Origin of the sequence: Bosea sp. OAE506 (assembly GCF_040546595.1) — a bacterium.
Lineage (GTDB): Bacteria > Pseudomonadota > Alphaproteobacteria > Rhizobiales > Beijerinckiaceae > Allobosea.
Genome location: NZ_JBEPOB010000001.1, coordinates 1,898,000 through 1,916,829 on the forward strand (window position 1 = coordinate 1,898,000; position 18,830 = coordinate 1,916,829).

Genomic DNA, 18,830 nt, shown 5'->3' on the forward strand with positions numbered 1-18,830 from the left:
TGGAACGCGCTGCGCCGTGCTGGCGATCCGGGCTGGATCGGAGGGCGGCGCCATGGCACGCAGCCTGCAGGCGCGGCGTGCCATCCCGAGAGAGCGAGCCCCGATGAAGATCCTGCTGCTGAACCCCAACACCAGCGAGAGCCTGACGACGCGGCTGCTCGATGCGGCGGTGCAGGTCGTCGGCCCCGACACGCAGATCATGCCCGCGACCGCACCGCGCGGCGTGCCCTATATCTCGACGCGGGCGGAGGCACAGATCGGCGGCGCGATCGCGCTTGAGATGCTGGCGGAGCGCGCGGGGTCCTACGATGCCGCGGTGATCGCGGCCTTCGGCGACCCGGGCCTGTTCGCGGCGCGCGAATTGTTCGAGGTGCCGGTGGTCGGCATGGCGGAGGCCGCGATGCTGACCGCCTGCATGCTCGGCCGACGCTTCGCGATCGTCACCTTCGCGAGCGCGCTGGGGCCCTGGTATCAGGAATGCGTCGAGATGCACGGCATGGCCGATCGCTGCGCCGGGATCCGCATGCTCGACGGCGCCTTCCGCTCGATCTCGGATGTGCAGGAGGAGAAGGAGGAACTGCTGGTGGCGCTCGCCAACGAGGCGGTCGCGAGCACGCAGGCCGATGTGGTGATCCTGGCGGGAGCGCCGCTGGCGGGGCTCGCGGCGAAGGTTCGCGAGCGCATTCCCGTGCCGGTGATCGACCAGGTTCAGGCGGCGGTGAAGCAGGCCGAGACGCTGGCACTGCTGCGGCCGCTCAAGGCGCGCACGGGGAGCTTCGCGCGGCCGGCGGGAAAGGAGAGCGTGGGTTTGGCGGGACCGCTGGCGGACTGGATCGCAAGGCGGGGGTGAGGAATTTCCAGCCCTCATCCTGAGGAGCAGCCAAAGGCTGCGTCTCGAAGGATGTTCCAGATGGTTCGGGAGCCTCCTGGACCATCCTTCGAGACGCCGCTTCGCGGCTCCTCAGGATGAGGACTCTGTTAGTCGCGAACATGTAATGTGGACCGCAACGCCCAGTCGTCGGGGCTCGATCCATCAAGCGACTGAAGTCAGCCCCTAGTTTGAGAGGTCCAGCCATGCCGGCACGAATGAAGAAGCCGCACGGTTCGGTGGCGCAATGAAGAGGACGAGGCCGGCTTCGGGAGGAATGGTGTTGGTCGGGATGGCGTTGCCTCACAGGGTTATCTTCCCGTCTTCCGGATGCCGGTGAGCGGTTCGCCAATGTTGAAGCGCGTCGCCATCATCGTTGCGACCCCGCTGCTGATCCTGATCGGCCTCAAGGCTTGCTGGTCCATCGCCTTCCCGACAAACAGCTTCCGCTACAAGTTGACGGTCGAGGTCAACACTCCCGATGGCGTGAAGTCCGGCTTCAGCGTGGTCGAAGTGTTCGAGACGAAGCAGCCTCGGGGCTTTTCGGGCGGCATGCGCATCGTCGGCGAGGCCGTGACCGTCGATCTGGGTGCGCGAGGGCAGATCTTTGTGCTGTTGAAGAACGGCTCGCGCCAGGAAGGCTTCAACTCCGAACCGGGCTCGATCGTCTACTCGGCCTTTCCGAGGGATAGCCGGCCCGGACATAGGGGCGGTGAGGCCCTGCCTGAGAACCTGAAACGCTACCGTGACGAGCATCTGGTGGCGCCCCTTCGGCCCGAACAAATGCCGTTGATGGTCCGTTTCCTCGATCCGCGCGATCCAAAGACGGTTTCGCGCGTCGATCCGACCAATATCGCAGCGAGTTTCGGTCCTGGTTATAGTTTCAAGAGCGCCACATTGGAGACAACGCGTGCTCCTGTGACCGTCGGTGTCCAGAGATATTTGCCGTCATTTGGCCCGGAAACCGGCTTTGGCGAATGGCTTAACAAAATGCCACTTTGGGATCCCCGGGCTATTGGTACTGCTGATTTTTGGAGGCGCGCTCAATGACCATGAAAACGGAAATTCTGCGCACGATACTTGTGCCGGCGGTTGGTGGCCGTCGCTAGGGGTTAGCATAGTTCTCTGGGATGGATTTCGGATTTTCGCTTCGCTTGCCCGGAATGGCGGTGAGGTTCCGAGCAGGGTTCGGAAGCAGCGCCTCACCCCACCCCGCTCGCGCCGCAGGTCTGGCCGCCGTCGACCGGCAGGCAGACGCCGGTGATGAACTTCGCCTCGTCGGAGGCGAGGAAGACCGCGGCGTTGGCGATGTCCCAGGCGGTGCCCATCTTGCCCATCGGCACGAGCGCGTCGCGGGCGGCGACCATTTCCTCGACCGAGGGGTACTGCGCCGAGATCTGCTTGTAGATCATCGGCGTGTCGATCAGCCCGGGCATGATGCAGTTCGCCCGGATGCCCTGCCTTGCATACTGCATGGCCAGCGCTACCGTCGCCTGGTTCACGGCGGCCTTGGTCGCGTAATAGGCGAAATAGGGATAGCCGACCCAGCGGATCGCGGCGATCGAGGAGATGTTGACGATCGCGCCGCCGCCGCCGGCCAGCATATGCGGGATCACGGCCTTGGAGCAGCGATAGACCGGGCCGAGATTGAGGTCGATCGCGGCCTGGAACTGCTCTTCCGACAGCTCGACCGGCCCGCCCATATGGGTCACGCCGACATTGTTGTGGAGGATGTTGATGCGTCCGAAGCGCGTCATCGTCGCGGCGACGGCGGCGTCGATCGAGGCCTGCCGGGTCACGTCGGCGGCCAGCGCGATGGCGATTCCGCCCTCAGCCGTGATGATCGCGGCGGTCTCGTCGGCCGCCGCCTGGCTGATGTCGATGCAGGCGACGCGCGCTCCCTCGCGCGCGAAGGCGACGGCCGCCGCCTTGCCGTTGCCCCAGCCCTCACCCGAGGAGCCGGCGCCGAAGACGACGGCGATCTTGCCCTTGAGCCGGTCGGCCATGGTGGTCTTCTTTCGTCTCGCGGTCGACCCGCGCCGTCATGCTCGGGCTCGACCCGAGCATCTCCTGCAGGAGATTCTCGGGTCTGCGCTGCGCTTCGCCCGAGAATGACGGGCGCGGTCGTCGAAGGCTCTCAGCTCAGCGAGCCGCCGACGGCCTTCTCGAGGATCGCCCAGGCCTCGTCGCCATACTTCTTCTTCCACTCGGCGTAGAAGCCGGCCTTGCGCAGGGCGTCGCGGAAGGGGTCGGCCTTGGTCTCGTTGAAGACCATGCCCTTGCCCGTCAGATCCTCGCGCAGGCCGGCATTGAGCTTGGCGACGTCGGCGCGCTCCAGCTCGGCGGCGGCATTGAGGTTCTTGGCGACGATGGCGCGCAGGTCCTCAGGCAGACGCTCCCAGGCGCGCTTGTTGCCGAGGAACCAGAAGCCGTCCCACATGTGGTTCGTGACGGAGAGATACTTCTGCACCTCGAACAGCTTGGCGGTCGAGATGATCGCCAGCGGGTTCTCCTGCGCGTCGACGATCTTGGTCTGCAGCGCGGTGTAGACCTCAGCAAAGTTGATGCTGGCCGGGGCCGACTGGAAGGCGGTGAACATCGAGGTCCAGAGCGGCGAGACCGGCACGCGGATCTTCAGGCCCTTGAGGTCGTCGGGGGTGTTGATCGGGCCCTTGGACGAGGTGATCTGGCGGAAGCCGTTGTCCCAGATCTTGTCCATGACGACGAGATTGGCCTTGCCGATCTGGCCGCGCACATAGGCGCCGAGCTCGCCGTCCATCGCCTTCCAGACGGCGTCGTAGTTCGGGAAGGCGAAGCCGATGCCCGACACCGAGGCGTTGGGGACCAGGGTCGAGAGGATCAGCGGCGAGAGCGTGAAGAACTCGACGCCGCCCGAGCGGACCTGGCTCAGCATGTCGGTGTCGGAGCCGAGCTGGTTGTTGGGGAAGATCTGGATGACGACGCGGCCGTTGGTCTCGGCCTTGATCTTCTCGACCGCATCGTTGGCGCGCTGGTTCAGCGGATGCGCGAGCGGCAGGTTGTTGGCGTATTTGTAGGTGAACTCGGCGCTCTGGGCGGAGGCGCGGCCGATCGAGAAGGTGCCGACCGCGGAGGCGGCGGCGGTGCCCTGGAGCAGGGTGCGGCGTGAGATGGTCATGGTCGTTTCTCCCTGTGGTTTATTGTGGCGTTCTTGTTGATGACGGTCGGTGGCTCGGGGCGGCGCTCTGTCCTCACAGCACCCAGGTCGAGAGGCCGGGCACGACGGCGATGACGACGAGGCCCACCAGCAGGGCGATCAGATAGGGCCAGATCGCGCCCATCGCCTCGTCAGGCGAGACATTGCCGATCTTGCAGGCGATGTAGAAGCCGATGCCGATCGGCGGGGTCATCAGGCCGATGTTCATCGCGGTGACCACGACCATCGAGTAGTGCACGTCGTTGATGCCGAGGTTCTTGGCGATCGGGAACATCAGCGGCGCCATCAGCACGATGGCCGGCAGGCCCTCGAGCACGCAGCCCAGCACCATGAAGACGACGATCGTCACCGCCATGAAGGTGAGCCAGCCGCCGGGCAGCCCGGTCATGAAGATGGCGAGGTCGCGGGCGAAGCCAGTCTGGGTCAGGGCCCAGGCCATGGCGAGCGCGGTGCCGAGGATCATCAGGATCGCGCCCGAGAGGGCCGCGGTCTCGACCAGCATCGCATAGAGCTTGCGCGGGCCGATGCCGCCATAGAGCACCATGCCGATGATCAGCGCGTAGAGCACCGCGATGGTCGAGACTTCGGTCGCGGTGGCGACGCCGCCGCCGACCGCTGCGCGGATGATAAAGGGCAGCACCAGTGCCGGCCCGGCGACCAGCGCGGTCTTGCCGATGACGGAGAGCGAAAGCCGGCGCACGCCGGTCATGTCCTCGTGGCGGGCCTTCCAGCGCGCGAGAATGGCGAGCGCCAGCAGCAGCACCATCGCGATGGCGAAACCGGCGTTGAACAGCCCGGCGATCGAGACGCCGGCGACGGAGCCGAGCACGATCAGGACGATCGAGGGCGGCACCGTGTCGGCCATCGCCGCACCGGTCGAGAGCAGCGCGATCAGTTCCTTGGGCTGGTAGCCGCGCCGCTTCATCTCCGGGAAGAGGGCGGGCGCGACGGTGGCCATGTCCGAGACCTTCGAACCCGAGATGCCCGAGACCAGGAAGAGCGAGCCGAGCAGCACATAGGACATGCCGGCGCGGATATGGCCGAGCATGGAGGCGAGGAAATCGACGATCGCCTTGCCCATGCCGGTGGCGTCGAGGATGCAGCCCAGCAGCACAAAAATCGGCACCGAGAGCAGGATGATGCTCGACATGCCCTCGTCCATGCGGCCGACCATCACCAGCATCGGCACATTGGTTGAGAAGACGAGGAAGCAGAGCGTGCCCATGCCGAAGCAGAAGGCGATCGGCACGCCGGCCGCGAGGCAGAGCGCAACGACGATGACGAGGAAGATCAGGATGTTGCTGTAGCCCAGCCCCTTGAAGGTCGGCGTCAGCAGATAGAAGGCGACGCCGATGGCAACCACCAGCGCCGTCGCCAGCAGGAGATCGCGCAACGTCGAGGTGCGCCAGGCGTGGCGCAGGGCCAGCAGCGACATCAGCACGATGCCGGTGGCGAGCGCCGAGACGCGCCAGCTGTTGGGAATGTTGAGCGCGGCCGAGGTGACGAAGCTTTCCTCGATCGCATAGTCGATCGCCGGGTAGATCATCGCCAGCAGGAAGGCGGCGACGACCAAGAGCGCAAAGGTGTTGGCGAAGCCGCGCAGGCGCTCCGGCATCATGCCGACGAAGAGCGTCAGCCGCAGATGCTCGTTGCGGTCGATCGCGATGGCGGCGCCGAGCATGGCGAGCCAGAGAAACGAGATCGAGGCGACCTCATCTATCCAGATCACCGGCAGCGAGAAGACGTAGCGCGAGGTCACGCCCAGCAGCAGCACGCCGATGATCAGCGCGACGAGCGCGGCCGCGATGGCCTCGACGGGCCGCATGAAGGGCGAGCCCGGGCGGACACCCTCGAGCTCCGCGATGGTTTCTGGCAGGGCGATCCTGTCGGCGACGTCGACCATGGTGCGGGTCAGCCTTCGCAGCGCGGAGCAAGGCCACCCGTGGCCGACGAGGCCGGGCTGGCGGGCATCAGGCGGCTGCCCGCATGGCGGTGCTGCATCGGCATTGGTCGTCCTCCCGGTCGCATCGATCTTGTTTTGGCTTGTCAGGCAGCCGTCGATGCGGTCCACACTGTGTTCGCTGTCTGTGTGGATCGGGCCGGAGATTACACGACAATCCTCGCATTGCAATCCGCAAAGGGCCGCTCTAGGCTTTAGCAACAAGAACAAGGTCCATATCGTGGACCGATCGTGAGGATGCGAGGTGGGAGCAAGCGACAAGGCGCGTGCCGGCATGTCCGGTTCGCAGAGCGTCGACCGCGCGCTGAACCTGCTCGCGCTGATCGGGCGGGAGCCCGCCGGCGGCCTGCCGCTTGCCGAGATCGTGGCTGGGAGCGGCCTCAACAAGCCGACCGCGCGGCGGCTGCTGCTGGCGCTGATGCGCGCCGGTCTGGTCGAACAGGAACCGCAGACGCGCCATTACTGCCTGGGCGAGGAGGCCTTCGTGCTCGGCGTGCTGGCGGCCCGCCGGCACGGGCTGCTCGACCTGGCGATGGAGAGCCTGCGGCGCCTTGCGGCCGTCACCATGGATACGAGTTTCCTGTCGGTGCGGCGCGACAATTACTGTGTCTGCCTGCATCGCGAGGAGGGCACCTATCCGGTGCGCACGCATGCCCTGCAGACCGGCGATCAGCATCCGCTCGGCGTCGGGGCCGGCTCGCTCGCGCTTCTCGCAGCCATGCCGGACGACGATGTGGACCGCCTCATGGCCGCCAACGGACCCGTCCTGACGACGCGCTATCCCGGCTTCGCGCCCGACGTGATCCGCGCCGATCTGGCCGCGGCGCGGCAGCGCGGCTTCGCCCTCAACCCCGGACGGCTGGTCGCCAGCTCCTGGGGGCTCGGCATCGCCTTCCGCTATCCGGACGGGCGCGTCGCCGGCGCGCTCAGCCTGGCGGCGATCGACAGCCGCATGGGGCAGGAGCGGCAGGACGAGCTGGCCAGCCATCTGCGCGCCGAGGTCGCCGCGATGGAGCGGCGGCTGGCGGAGATGTTCGTGCCGGGCCGCGTCGTTGCGGACCGGGTCGTCCGGCCCGTCGCGGCGGTGGTCGAGGCGAGGCGAGTGTAATGCAGTTCCGCGTCAGTTCGATCGCCCGCACCGCCAGATACAATTCTGCGCCGTCATCCCGGACGCAGCGAAGCGGAGATCCGGGATCCACGCCTGAACCGTTCAGGAATGGATCCCGGGTCTCCCTGCGGTCGCCCGGGATGACGGCGCGTTCTCTTTCAGGGAGACACTGAGATGACCGCAACACAGGCCTCCGCACCCGCAGGCGGCGTCGCGCCGATGACGCGGCGTGTAATGAATCTCGGCCATATCGTCGCGCAGAACGGGCGGCGGCTCGCCGCCCACCCCGCCTTCGTCTGGGGCGATCTGACGCTGAGCTGGGCCGATCTCGACGCGCAGGTCTCGGCGCTGGCGGCGGGGTTGCGGGCGCGCGGCATCGGCAAGGGTGACCGCATCCTGGTGCACTCCAAGAACTGCGACGCGATGTATGTCTCGATGTTCGCGACCTTCCGGATCGGCGCGGTCTGGGTGCCCACCAATTTCCGGCTGCTGCCGGACGAGGTCGCCTATCTCTCGACCTCCTCGGGCGCGAAGGCGTTTCTCTGCCATGGCGATTTCCCCGATCATGCGGCAGCCGTGGCAAAGGCCGCGCCCGCACCGGAGTTCACCTGGCGTATCGGGCCCGGTGCCTTCGGCGAGGACGAGGTCGGCGCGGTGATCGCGCGGCACAGGGGCGAGCGGGTCGCGGATGTGGCCGTCGAGCATGACGACCCGTGCTGGTTCTTTTTCACCTCCGGCACGACCGGGCGCTCCAAGGCCGCGGTGCTGACCCATGGCCAGATGGGCTTTGTCATCACCAACCATCTCTGCGACCTCGTGCCCGGCACGACCGAGGCCGATTGCTCGCTGGTGGTGGCGCCGCTCTCGCATGGCGCCGGCGTGCACCAGCTGATGCTGGCAGCGCGCGGGGCGGCCTCCATCCTGCTGCCGACCGAGCGCTTCGACATCGACGAGGCCTGGCGGCTGATCGCGCACCACCGCGTCACCAGCCTGTTCACCGTGCCGACGATCCTGAAGATGCTGGTCGAGCATCCGGCCGTCGAGCAGCACGACCATTCCTCGCTGCGCTACGTCATCTATGCGGGTGCGCCGATGTATCGCGAGGACCAGAAGCGCGCGCTGGCGACGCTGGGCTCCGTGCTCGTGCAGTATTTCGGGCTGGGCGAGGTCACCGGCAACATCACGGTGCTGCCGCCCTCGCTGCATGTCGCCGAGGACGGGCCGCAGGCACGGGTCGGCAGCTGCGGCTATGCCCGTACCGCGATGCAGGTGGAGATCCAGGACGATGCGGGCGAGGAGGTCGCAACCGGCGTCCAGGGCGAGATTTGCGTGATCGGGCCGGCTGTCTTCGCCGGCTATTACAACAACCCGGAGGCAAATGCGAAGTCGTTCCGGAACGGCTGGTTCCGCACCGGCGATCTCGGCCATATGGACGAGGAAGGCTTCGTCTACATCACCGGCCGCGCCTCGGATATGTACATCTCGGGCGGCTCGAACATCTATCCGCGCGAGATCGAGGAGAAGATCCTGACCCATCCCGCCATCGCGGAGGTCGCGGTGCTCGGCCTGCCCGATCCGGTCTGGGGCGAGATCGGGGTCGCCGTCTGCGTCTGCCGCGGCGGCGCCCGGGCCGACGAGGCGGAGATCGCCGCGTTCCTCTCGGAGAAGATCGCCCGCTACAAGATGCCCAAGCGCTTCTTCTTCTGGGAGGCGCTGCCGAAATCCGGATACGGCAAGGTGCCCAAGCGGCTCGTGCGCGACGAACTCGAGACGCGCGGGCAACTGGACTGGCTGAGGGGGCAGGGCTCGTGAGGCGCATCCAGCAGCCCGGACCGGAGACGCCCGGCCGCATCCAGTGGGCGGAGTGCCACGGCCTGCGCTTTCCGCTGACACTGCAGCCCGGCCTGCCGTTGCTCGAAGGCATAAGGCGCGGCTTCGCGGCGGCTGGCTTCGTCAGCGGGACAGTGAAGCTCGACGGGCTGGCGCTCTCGCCCTTCGCCTATGTCATGCCGGCGCTCTCGCAGACGCCGGAGCATGCGGCCTTCTACAGCGACACCTTCCGGCCCGCCGGCGTGGCCCGCATCGAGGTGGGCGCGATGACCTTCGGCTTGCGCGACGGCGCACCCTTCTTCCATGCCCATGCGCTTTGGGTCGAGGGCGACGGGCGGCGCAGCGGCGGCCATATCCTGCCCGACGAGACGATGGTGGCGGAGGAGATCACGCTGGCGGCGGTCGGGCTCGATGGGGCCGCCTTCCTCGGCGAGACCGATCCGGAGACGCATTTCAAGCTGTTCGGGCCGAGGCCGGCCGAGCCGCTTGGGGCCACACGCGAGGGCCGCTTCTTCGCGCTCAGGGTCAAGCCGAACATCGACTTCTGCGGGGCGCTGGAGGCCTTCTGCGCCGAGCGCGGCATCGTACGGGCTACCATCCATGGCGGCGTCGGCTCGACCATCGGGGCGCGCTTCGAGGAGGGCGGGATCGTCGAGAACTTCGCCACCGAGGTCGCGATCACCGGCGGGTCGATCGTCAATGATGGTGCCGGACCGCAGGCGCAGATCGATGTGGCGCTGGTCGACTATACCGGGGCGATGGCTGCCGGGCGCTATCGGCGCGGCGACAACCCGGTGCTGATGACCTTCGAGCTGGTGCTGGAGGTGGGTTAGAGGGCGCGCCGAGCGCGCGTCATTCTCGGGCGAAGCGAAGCGCAGACCCGAGAATCTCAGGACGGTAGGCCTCCTCCGGCCGGAGATGCTCGGGTCAAGCCCGAGCATGACCTTTACCCCGCTTCCCCCGCCCGCGCCTTCGCCGCCTCCATGTCCCTCAAATCCTTGCGCCGGATCTTGCCCGTCGCGGTCATCGGCAGTTCGGTGACGAATTCGACATGGCGGGGATACTGGTAGGCGGCGAGCCGGTCCCGCACGAAGGCCTGGATCTCGGCGGCCAGCGTTGCTGACGGTTGAATGCCCGGCCGCGGCAGCACGAAGGCCTTCACCGCCTCGGTGCGGATCGGATCGGGCACGCCGACGACCGCGACCATCAGCACGGCCTCGTGGCGCATGATGCAGTCCTCGATATCGCCCGGCCCGATGCGATAGGAGCCCGAGGAGATGATGTCGTCGTCGCGGCCCTGGAACCAGAGATAGCCGTCCTCGTCGCAATGGCCGGTGTCGCCGGTGAGGAGCCAGTCGCCCGCGAACTTGGCATCCGTCTCCTCGGGCTGGCGCCAGTAGCCCAGCATCATCACCGGGTCGGGGCGGGCGACCGCGATCAGGCCCGGCGTGCCCGCCGGCCGGGGCTCACCCTCGGGCGACACCACTGCGACGCGGTGGCCCGGCACGGCGCGGCCCATCGAGCCGGGGCGGATCGGGAAGAGATCGGCGTTGTTGGCGACCAGCAGGTTGGCCTCGGTCTGGCCGTAGAACTCGTTGACCGCGAAGCCGAAGGTCTCGCGGCTCCAGTCCAGCATGTCGGCGCCGAGCGTCTCGCCGCCGCTGCCGATCGAGCGCATCGCGTAGCCGAAACGCCGGGGATCGCGGACCTGACGCATCAGCTTCAGCGCGGTGGGCGGCAGGAAGGCGTTGCGGACGCGGTGCCGCGCCATCAGGTCGAAGGCGGCCTCGGGATCGAATTTGCGGGCGCGCGAGGCCAGCACCGGCACCCCGAAATACAGGCTGGGCAGCAGCACATCGAGCAGCCCGCCGATCCAGGCCCAGTCGGCCGGGGTCCAGAACAGGTCGCCCGCCTGCGGGAAGAAGGCCTGCGGCATCTGCACGCCCGGCAGATGGCCGAGCAGGACGCGGTGGGCATGGAGCGCGCCCTTCGGCTTCCCCGTGGTGCCGGAGGTGTAGATGATGACGGCGGGATCATCGGCGCGGGTCTCGACCGGGGTGAAGGCGTCGGAGGCCTTCGCCATCTCCGATGCGAGGTCGAGCGTGCCACCGGGGCCGGGACCGTCGGCCAGGATGATCAGCCGCAGATCCGGCAAGGCGTGGCGGATCGCCTCGATCTTCGGCAGGTTCTCGGCATCCGTGATCAGCGCCGCCGCGCCGCTGTGCTGGAGCCGGTGTTCCAGCGCCTCGGGCCCGAACTGGATGAAGAGCGGCAACGCGATGGCGCCCATCTTGTAGACCGCCAGATGCGCCATCGCCGTCTCGGGCCGCTGCGGCAGCAGGATGCCGACACGCTCGCCCGCCGCGACGCCATGGCCGCGCAGCAGATTGGCGATGCGGTTGGAGGCCTGCTTGAGGTCGTCGAAGGAGAGGGTGACGAGGCCTGTCGCCTCGTCCTCGTAGAGCAGCGCGGGTTTCGCCGTCCCATCCGCATGGCGGTCGCAGCAGGCGACGCCGATGTTGAAATGCGCGGGGATCTCCCAGCGGAACCGCTCGACGGTCTCGCCATAGGTCGCGTGGCGCTGGAGCATCGGCTTCACCTGCTTCGTCGTGGCGGGGGATTTGGCGTGCCGTGGTCGGCGCTGGCAAGGCCCAGAGATGCAGGCGGGGCGGGCGGAACAAAGCCGGGGCGGGTGACGTTCCGTCGCCGGCCGTCAGGCCCGGAGAGCTGCGCCTTGTCCCTTGTCGCCCTGAATTCGCTGAACTTCTTCATGGCCGATGTGCGGGACGGGCTCGGCCCTTTCCTCGGGGTCTACCTCCAGGAAAAGGGCTGGGGGCCGCAGGATATCGGGCTGGTGATGACGGTCGGCGGGCTCGCCGGCATGGTGGCGACGACCCCACTGGGGGCGCTGGTCGACCTTACCCGCTTCAAGCGGGCGGCGATGATCGTCGCCTCGGTCGCGATCATCGCGGCGACGCTGACGATGCTCTATGTGCCGAGCCTGAGCATCACCATCGGCGCGCAGATCGTCCAGGGCGTGGCGGGGGCGGTGATTGCGCCGGCCATCGCCGCGATCACGCTGGGCCTCGTGCGGCAGGCGGGGTTCGCGCAGCAGCTCGGCCGCAACGAGGCCTTCAACCATGGCGGCAACATGTTTGCGGCGCTGGCGGGCGGCGCGCTCGGCTATGTCTTCGGGCTGCAGGCGGTGTTCTGGTTCATGACCGCAATGGCGGTGGGGGCCATGGCCGCCGCGCTGATGATCCCGGCCGATGCGATCGACCATGAGGCGGCCCGCGGCTGCGAGGCTGATGATGCGGAGGCGCGCGAGGGCTCGGGCTGGCGCATGCTGCTGACCTCCGCGCCGCTGGGTATCATGGCGCTGGTCATGATGCTGTTCCATCTCGGCAATGGCGCGATGCTGCCGCTGCTCGGCCAGTCCATGGTCGCGAGCGGGCAGGGCGACCCCAGCACCGCGACGGCGCTGACCGTCGTGGTGGCGCAGTTGACGATGATCCCGATGGCGCTGCTGGCAGCGAGGCTCGCGCAGAGCCGGGGCTATGGGCTCGTCATCGTGCTCGCTCTGCTCGCACTGCCGCTGCGCGGGCTGATCGCCGCCTCGTTCTCCGGCTTCTGGGTGCTGGTGCCCGTGCAGATCCTCGACGGCGTCGGGGCGGGGCTGCTCGGTGTGGCGCTGCCGGGCCTCGTCGCCAGCATCCTGCGCGGGACCGGGCATTTCAATGTCGGGCTCGGCGCCGTGATGACGGTGCAGGGCATCGGCGCCTCGTTGAGCCCGACGCTGGGGGGCTGGGTGGCGCAGTCCTGGGGCTATGGGGCAGCCTTCATGACGCTGGGGGGCGTCGCGGCAGTGGCGCTGGCGGTGTGGCTGGTCGCGACGATGGTGTTCGATGGGGCATGGGCGGGGCGTCCACGCGCCGAGGGACCGGTGGCTGCCGCAGGCTGAGCGCAGAGGCATGACAAAAGCGAGTCGTCATGTTATACGTTTCGCATAACGGAGGCCGCCATGAACAAGATCGACCAGACTGTGAAGGCTCAGCCGGCTGACGGCGCGAATGTGCTGCAGATCCGCAAGGTCGGGAATTCTCTCGGCATCATTCTCCCGAAGGAATTGCTGGCGCGGGTGAGGCTGAAAGAGGGCGACAGCCTCCATGTCGTTGAACAGCCGGAGGGCGGTTTCCGTCTGGTGAAGCAGCGTCCTGACTTCGACAAGGCGATGGAAGCCGCTCGGCGCGGCATGAAGATCTACCACAACGCCCTGGCCGAACTCGCCAAATGACCGAGCCGAACTGGCTGTCCGAGGAGATCGTCGTCGCGATCCATGACGAGCAACTCGTCATTCACGGCGGCGGGAGCGGTCTTTGCGACCGTGGCATGCTGTTGTCGGCGCTCGAAAGGCCGCTCAACAAATGGTCCTATGAGGGCGCGGATCTCGCCGCGTTGGCGGCGGCTTACGCCTTCGGCCTGGCGAAGAACCATCCCTTCATCGACGGCAATAAGCGCACGGCCCTGCTGGCGCTCTATACGTTTCTCTACATCAACGACGTCGATTTCATCGTGCCCGAACCCGCCGCCGCCGCCGCCATCCTCGCGCTCGCGGCGGGCGAGGTCGAGGAGGAGGGGCTGACACGGTGGATCCGCGACAACTGGCCGAAGGATGCGTCAGCGTGAGGACATTCCGATGACCAAACCCATCTGGATCGAGGCCGCGATCAACGGGCCCTGGGGCGTGGCTCGGCAGCCGGGCATCCCGATCGCCATTCCCGACATCGTCGCCGACGGGATCGCGGCGGTGGAGGCCGGCGCGGTGATCGTGCATCTGCATGTCTACGACCTCGAGACCGGCCGGCAGCGCGACGACTGGGAGCTCTATGCCCAGGCGATCGAGGGCATCCGCGCGAAAGTCGACGCGATCGTCTATCCGACCATCCCGATCGTGGGCTCGGCCTATGCCGGGGACATCATCGGCTCGGGCCGCTACACGCATCTGGAGGAACTGGCCAAGCGCGGGCTGGTCGAATGGGGCGTGCTCGACCCTGGCTCCTGCAACTGGACGACCTACGACGGCATCCCTTCAGGCGAGGCCGGCTTCATCTACCAGAACCCCGGCGAGCATATCCGCGAGGGGATGGCGGTGGCGCAGGCGCACAACATCCATCCGAGCTATGCGATCTACGAGCCCGGCTTCACGCGGCTGGGCGCGGCGCTGGCCAAGGCCTATCCGGGTATGCCCTGCCCGATCTACCGGCTGATGTTCTCGGACACCTTCGCCTGGGGCTTCCCGCCACGCGACTGGGCGCTCGATGCGCATCTGAAGCTGCTGGCGGAGGATGCCCCCGAGGCGCCGGTGATGATCGCGGGGCTGGGCGTGGATCTCACCGGGCTGATCCCGGCGGCGGTCGCGCGCGGCGTCCATGTGCGCGCCGGGCTGGAGGATGCGCCCTTCGGCTGCGGGCGGACCAATGCCGATCTGGTGGCGGAGACGGTGCGGCTGGTCGAGGCGGCCGGCGGGCGCCCGGCCAGCGTCGCCGAGGTGAGGGCCCGGCTGAAGGCCGTGGGCTGAGCCGGCCATGGCGACGACGAGCTGCGATGTCGTGATCCTCGGCGCGGGCCATAACGGCCTCGTCTGCGCGCACCGGCTCGCCCAGGCGGGGCTGTCGGTCACCGTTCTGGAGCGGCGCGGCGTCGTCGGCGGCGCGGCCGTCACCGAGAGCTTCCATCCCGGTTTCCGCAACTCGACCGCGAGCTACACGGTCAGCCTGCTGCGGCCCGAGATCATCGCGGCGATGGAATTGCCGCGCCACGGCCTGCGGCTCGTCGAGCGGCGCATGGCCAACTTCCTGCCGCTGCCGGACGGGCGCCATCTCGCGGCCGGTCCGGGCCGGACGGCGGCCTCCGTCGCCGCGTTCTCGGAGCGCGATGCGCAGCGTCTGCCGGCCTATGAGGCGCGGCTGGAGACGGTGGCCAGCGTGCTGCGCGACCTCGTTTTGCAGGCGCCGCCCAATCTGGCTGAGGGCGGTTGGCTGGCGGCGCTGCCGGATCTGATCGATGCCGTGCGGGTGGCGCGGCGGCTGTCGCGGCTCGATCTCACCGCGAAGCGCGACGTGATGGACCTCTTCACCAAATCGGCGGGGGACTGGCTCGATGGCTGGTTCGAGAGCGAGCCGATCAAGGCGCTGCTCGGCTTCGATTCCGTCGTCGGCAACTATGCCAGCCCCTACACGCCGGGCTCTGCCTATGTGCTGCTGCACCATGTCTTCGGCGAGGTGAACGGCCACAAGGGCGCCTGGGGCCATGCCATCGGCGGCATGGGCGCGATCACGCAGGCCATGGCGAAGGCCTGCGCGGAAGCCGGCGTCGCCATCCGGCTCGACAGCCCCGTCGCCGAAGTGCTGAGCGAGACAGGCCGGGCGGTCGGTGCGGTGACGGAGGCCGGCGACGTGGTGCGGGCGCGCGCGGTCGTCTCGAACCTGCATCCGCGGCTGCTGTTTTCCAAGGTCGATCCGGCGATCGTGCCTGCGGATTTCACCGAGCGGATGACGCGCTACGCCTCCGGCTCGGGCACCTTCCGGATGAATGTCGCGCTGTCGGAGCTGCCGCGCTTCACCAGCCTGCCGGAACCCGGCGACCATCACACCGCCGGCATCATCATCGCGCCGAGCCTTGCCTATATGGACCGGGCCCATGCGCAGGCGCGTCTCTCAGGCTGGTCGCAGGAGCCGATCGTCGAGATGCTGATCCCGTCTGCGCTCGATGACACGCTCGCCCCGCCCGGCTGCCATGTCGCGAGCCTGTTCTGCCAGCATGTCGCGCCTGATCTTCCCGAGGGGCTCGACTGGGATTCCTGCCGCGACCGGGTCGCCGATCTGATGATCGAGACGGTCGATCGTCATGCGCCGGGCTTCAAGGCCTCGGTGGTCGGGCGGCTGGCGCTGGGCCCTGCCGATCTGGAGGCGCGTTTCGGGCTCGTCGGGGGCGACATCTTCCATGGCCGGCTGACGCTCGACCAGCTCTTCTCGGCACGCCCCGTCCTCGGCCATGCCGATTACCGCATGCCGGTGCCGGGGCTCTATCTCTGCGGCTCGGGCGCCCATCCCGGCGGCGGCGTCACCGGCGCGCCGGGGCATAATGCGGCGACGGCCGTGCTGGCCGACCGGCGGCGTAAGCGGTTCTGAGGGCCGTTGCGCCCTTCGGGTGTGAGCGCACGAATGCGGCGCTGGTGGCGGAGACGGTGCGGCTGGTCGAGGCTGCGGGTGGGCGTCCGGCCAGCGTCGCGGAGATGAGGGCGGAACTGGCTGGGCGGTAGGTGTGTCGAGGGTCGCGGTGAGTCAAAAACCAAAGCTTATTGCCAAGACTTGAAAGCCCCAGCGTTCATTGAGTTAGCCAGTCGATTGGCTGCTTCGGACCGCTCGTACCGACTGCCATCGAGTTGTTGATTGCGATAGCTTGCCAGCCAAGGAAGTCTCGCATCTATCGTTTTCGTCACGGGGACCCCTGTCAGCCATCGTGGGGACGACAAGCCGAAGCGGTTGAACGGGAACCATCCTACGGGGACGGTCTCGATAGTCGCCCGCGTCAGCTTCGCGCCCGGTCCGAAGTGTCGTTCCAAGTTCGATGGGTCCACTTGCTCGACCGATATCGGGTTTGCCATATCGCGAAAGAGCACCAGTAAGGGAAGCTGGTCCGGCCGTAGCTCCCGGATTTCGCCTCCCTGAGCGTAGCGGCGCAGAACGCGGGCAAACCCCCGTTCGCCCTCTTCCCCCGCGATGCGCGGAAACGCTGACTGGACGATGTTTTCCGGCGAAGCAAGCCACATGCCGGACGCAAACGGCCGCTTAACATCTAGCAGGGTCGCAAAGAGGACGCCGCGCTCGCCAAGATCGACTGCCACAGCTTCACCAGAGAAACTCACGGAAACGCCGCGTGTCTGCGGCAAGAGAGGAGACTTCTGAGTGAAACGACCTTCCACGACACTCGCGGCGACGAAATCCGTGCCATTCACCGACACGACTAACGCCAATCGATAGCGATAAGGCGATGTAAGCCAAAGCTCAGTTACCGCCGCCATGCCGAACCAGAAGAACGGAAGCGCAACCATCAAACAGCCGGCAGCCACTACCAATTTCATCCGAGATGGCAAAGAACACCTCCAGAGCGTAGGGGAAAGTCGTCGTCTATCGAAAGCCGGCCGTACTACGTCGGCGTTAACATCCGTCCGTGTTTCTGCGCTGGACACCGGAAGGTCTGCTATCGGGTCGAGAGCAACCATTCGTTGATGTCCGTATTGGGCAATCAAGCCGACATCCTCTCGTCCCGCGAGACGACCCGCCACATTGGCCCCGCGACGACGCCACCCTACATAGGAGCCCAGCCCGCACCCGAAAGCGTCCCGCCCCATGTCCGATCGCGACTCCGAAGCCAACCGCTTTTCTGCCCGGGCAGTGCGCTATGCGCGTGTCGGAGCCAATGTCGGCGGGGTGGCGGCGCGCATTGCGGGCGCCCGGCTGTTCGGGATGGAGGGGCGCAACGCCTCTAATGCCGAGGCGCTGGCCAAGGCGCTCGGCGGGCTGAAGGGCCCGATCATGAAGGTGGCGCAGCTCGTCGCCACCATTCCCGATGTGGTGCCGCCGGAATATGCCGCCGAGCTGCAGAAGCTGCAGTCGCAGGCGCCGCCGATGGGCGCGGCCTTCGTCAAGCGGCGGATGATGGCCGAGCTCGGCCCGCAATGGCGCGAGCGTTTCGGCTCCTTCGATCTGCAGCCGGCGGCGGCCGCCTCGCTCGGGCAGGTGCACCGCGCGACGACGCTGGAGGGCGTCGCGCTCGCCTGCAAGCTGCAATATCCGGATATGGAATCGGCGGTTGAGGCCGACATCTCCCAGCTCGACATCCTGTTTGCGTTGCACCGGCGCATGGACCCGGTGATCGACACCAGCGAGATCGCCACGGAGATCGGCGCGCGCGTCCGCGAGGAACTCGACTACCAGCGCGAGGCCAAGCATATCGCGCTCTATCAGGAGGTGCTGGCGCAGACGCCGGAGATCCGCGTGCCGGCGCTGGAGACCTCGCTCTCGACCAAGCGGCTTTTGACGATGCACTGGCTCGATGGCGACGGCATCCTGACCCACAAGCAGGATGAGCAGCAGGCGCGCGACCGGATCTCGACGGCCATGTTCAAGGCCTGGTGGCGGCCCTTCAGCCATCACGGCATCATCCATGGCGACCCGCATCTGGGCAATTACACCGTCTTCTCTGAGGACGGCGCCCCGCAGGGGATCAACCTGCTCGACTATGGCTGCATCCGCATCTTCCCGCCGTCCTTCGTGGGCGGCGTCGTCGATCTCTATCGCGGCCTGCTGGAGGGCGACGAGGCGCGCGTCGTCCACGCCTATGAGACCTGGGGCTTCAAGGGGCTGACCAAGGAGCTGGTCGACACGCTCAACATCTGGGCGCGCTTCATCTACGGGCCGCTGCTGGAGGACCGCACGCGCCGCATCGCCGAGGATGTCAGCCCGGCCGAGTACGGGCCGCCGCCAGGCCTTCGAGGTGCATCAGGCGCTGAAGAAGCGCGGGCCGGTGACGGTGCCGCGCGAATTCGTCTTCATGGACCGCGCCGCGATCGGGCTCGGCGGGGTGTTCCTGCATCTCGATGCGGAATTGAACTTCCACCGGCTGTTCGAGGCGGAGATCGAGGGTTTTCAGATCGAGACGGTGGCGGCCGACCAGGCCTCGGCGCTGGCGCGGGCCGGGCTTGTGGCGACGGCTTAGGGCCATTCGGCGCCTCAGCCCTCATCCTTCGAGACGCCATTCCCAGGGGAATGGCTCCTCAGGATGAGGGCTTCCAAGCTGCTAAAGC

General features: G+C 67.5%; 15 protein-coding genes and 1 pseudogene. 11 read left to right on the plus strand and 5 right to left on the minus strand.

Features of this window, described 5'->3' with window-relative positions; all coding sequences use genetic code 11:
• The first annotated feature begins 103 nt into the window (after positions 1-103).
• Both ABIE41_RS09160 and ABIE41_RS09165 read left to right on the plus strand, forming a co-directional pair.
• Positions 104-850, plus strand: coding sequence for an aspartate/glutamate racemase family protein (locus ABIE41_RS09160; protein WP_192644316.1), 747 nt, complete (start codon positions 104-106; stop codon positions 848-850).
• A gap of 369 nt (positions 851-1,219) precedes the next feature.
• On the plus strand, positions 1,220-1,918 hold the full coding sequence (locus ABIE41_RS09165; protein ID WP_192643937.1) for a hypothetical protein: 699 nt from the start codon (positions 1,220-1,222) through the stop codon (positions 1,916-1,918).
• 152 nt (positions 1,919-2,070) lie between these two features.
• On the opposite strand, the gene ABIE41_RS09170 is transcribed toward ABIE41_RS09165, so the two are convergent.
• The 3 genes from ABIE41_RS09170 to ABIE41_RS09180 all read right to left on the minus strand — a co-directional run bounded on the left by ABIE41_RS09170 (position 2,071) and on the right by ABIE41_RS09180 (position 5,979).
• Positions 2,071-2,874, minus strand: coding sequence for an SDR family NAD(P)-dependent oxidoreductase (locus ABIE41_RS09170; protein WP_192643936.1), 804 nt, complete (start codon positions 2,872-2,874; stop codon positions 2,071-2,073).
• 131 nt (positions 2,875-3,005) lie between these two features.
• Entirely contained in the window at positions 3,006-4,025 is a 1,020-nt protein-coding gene (locus ABIE41_RS09175; RefSeq protein WP_192643935.1) for a TRAP transporter substrate-binding protein, read from the minus strand.
• Between the two features lie 73 nt (positions 4,026-4,098).
• The gene (locus ABIE41_RS09180; RefSeq protein ID WP_210321043.1) at positions 4,099-5,979 is read right to left on the minus strand and encodes a TRAP transporter large permease; all 1,881 of its coding nucleotides are present in this window, start codon (positions 5,977-5,979) and stop codon (positions 4,099-4,101) included.
• 319 nt (positions 5,980-6,298) lie between these two features.
• Here ABIE41_RS09180 and ABIE41_RS09185 point away from each other — a divergent pair, with 319 nt between their 5' ends.
• The 3 genes from ABIE41_RS09185 to ABIE41_RS09195 all read left to right on the plus strand — a co-directional run bounded on the left by ABIE41_RS09185 (position 6,299) and on the right by ABIE41_RS09195 (position 9,795).
• The gene (locus tag ABIE41_RS09185; RefSeq protein WP_192643933.1) at positions 6,299-7,132 is read left to right on the plus strand and encodes an IclR family transcriptional regulator; all 834 of its coding nucleotides are present in this window, start codon (positions 6,299-6,301) and stop codon (positions 7,130-7,132) included.
• A 174-nt stretch (positions 7,133-7,306) separates the two neighbouring features.
• A complete protein-coding gene (locus ABIE41_RS09190) occupies positions 7,307-8,944 on the plus strand; it encodes an acyl-CoA synthetase (protein ID WP_192643932.1) in 1,638 nt (545 codons plus the stop codon).
• Complete coding sequence (locus ABIE41_RS09195; protein WP_192643931.1) at positions 8,941-9,795, plus strand: PCC domain-containing protein; 855 nt, start codon at positions 8,941-8,943, stop codon at positions 9,793-9,795. The genes ABIE41_RS09190 and ABIE41_RS09195 overlap by 4 nt, the downstream gene beginning before the upstream one ends.
• A 113-nt stretch (positions 9,796-9,908) precedes the next feature.
• Here ABIE41_RS09195 and ABIE41_RS09200 read toward each other — a convergent pair whose 3' ends face one another.
• On the minus strand, positions 9,909-11,552 hold the full coding sequence (locus tag ABIE41_RS09200) for an acyl-CoA synthetase (protein ID WP_192643930.1): 1,644 nt from the start codon (positions 11,550-11,552) through the stop codon (positions 9,909-9,911).
• 144 nt (positions 11,553-11,696) lie between these two features.
• On the opposite strand from ABIE41_RS09200, the gene ABIE41_RS09205 reads away from it, so the two are divergent.
• The 5 genes from ABIE41_RS09205 to ABIE41_RS09225 are packed head-to-tail and all read left to right on the plus strand — an operon-like array spanning position 11,697 to position 16,152.
• A complete protein-coding gene (locus ABIE41_RS09205; RefSeq protein ID WP_354191849.1) occupies positions 11,697-12,923 on the plus strand; it encodes an MFS transporter in 1,227 nt (408 codons plus the stop codon).
• Positions 12,924-12,983: 60 nt separating this feature from the next.
• The gene (locus ABIE41_RS09210; RefSeq protein ID WP_192643928.1) at positions 12,984-13,256 is read left to right on the plus strand and encodes an AbrB/MazE/SpoVT family DNA-binding domain-containing protein; all 273 of its coding nucleotides are present in this window, start codon (positions 12,984-12,986) and stop codon (positions 13,254-13,256) included.
• The gene (locus ABIE41_RS09215) at positions 13,253-13,648 is read left to right on the plus strand and encodes a type II toxin-antitoxin system death-on-curing family toxin (protein WP_192643927.1); all 396 of its coding nucleotides are present in this window, start codon (positions 13,253-13,255) and stop codon (positions 13,646-13,648) included. The genes ABIE41_RS09210 and ABIE41_RS09215 overlap by 4 nt, the downstream gene beginning before the upstream one ends.
• Before the next feature lie 10 nt (positions 13,649-13,658).
• The gene (locus ABIE41_RS09220; protein ID WP_192643926.1) at positions 13,659-14,540 is read left to right on the plus strand and encodes a beta-keto acid cleavage family enzyme; all 882 of its coding nucleotides are present in this window, start codon (positions 13,659-13,661) and stop codon (positions 14,538-14,540) included.
• A gap of 7 nt (positions 14,541-14,547) precedes the next feature.
• A complete protein-coding gene (locus ABIE41_RS09225) occupies positions 14,548-16,152 on the plus strand; it encodes a phytoene desaturase family protein (RefSeq protein ID WP_192643925.1) in 1,605 nt (534 codons plus the stop codon).
• 167 nt (positions 16,153-16,319) lie between these two features.
• Here ABIE41_RS09225 and ABIE41_RS09230 read toward each other — a convergent pair whose 3' ends face one another.
• Positions 16,320-17,075, minus strand: coding sequence for a hypothetical protein (locus ABIE41_RS09230; protein ID WP_192643924.1), 756 nt, complete (start codon positions 17,073-17,075; stop codon positions 16,320-16,322).
• Positions 17,076-17,373: 298 nt separating this feature from the next.
• Here ABIE41_RS09230 and ABIE41_RS09235 point away from each other — a divergent pair.
• Positions 17,374-18,742: pseudogene (locus ABIE41_RS09235) on the plus strand (ABC1 kinase family protein).
• Positions 18,743-18,830 lie beyond the last annotated feature (88 nt).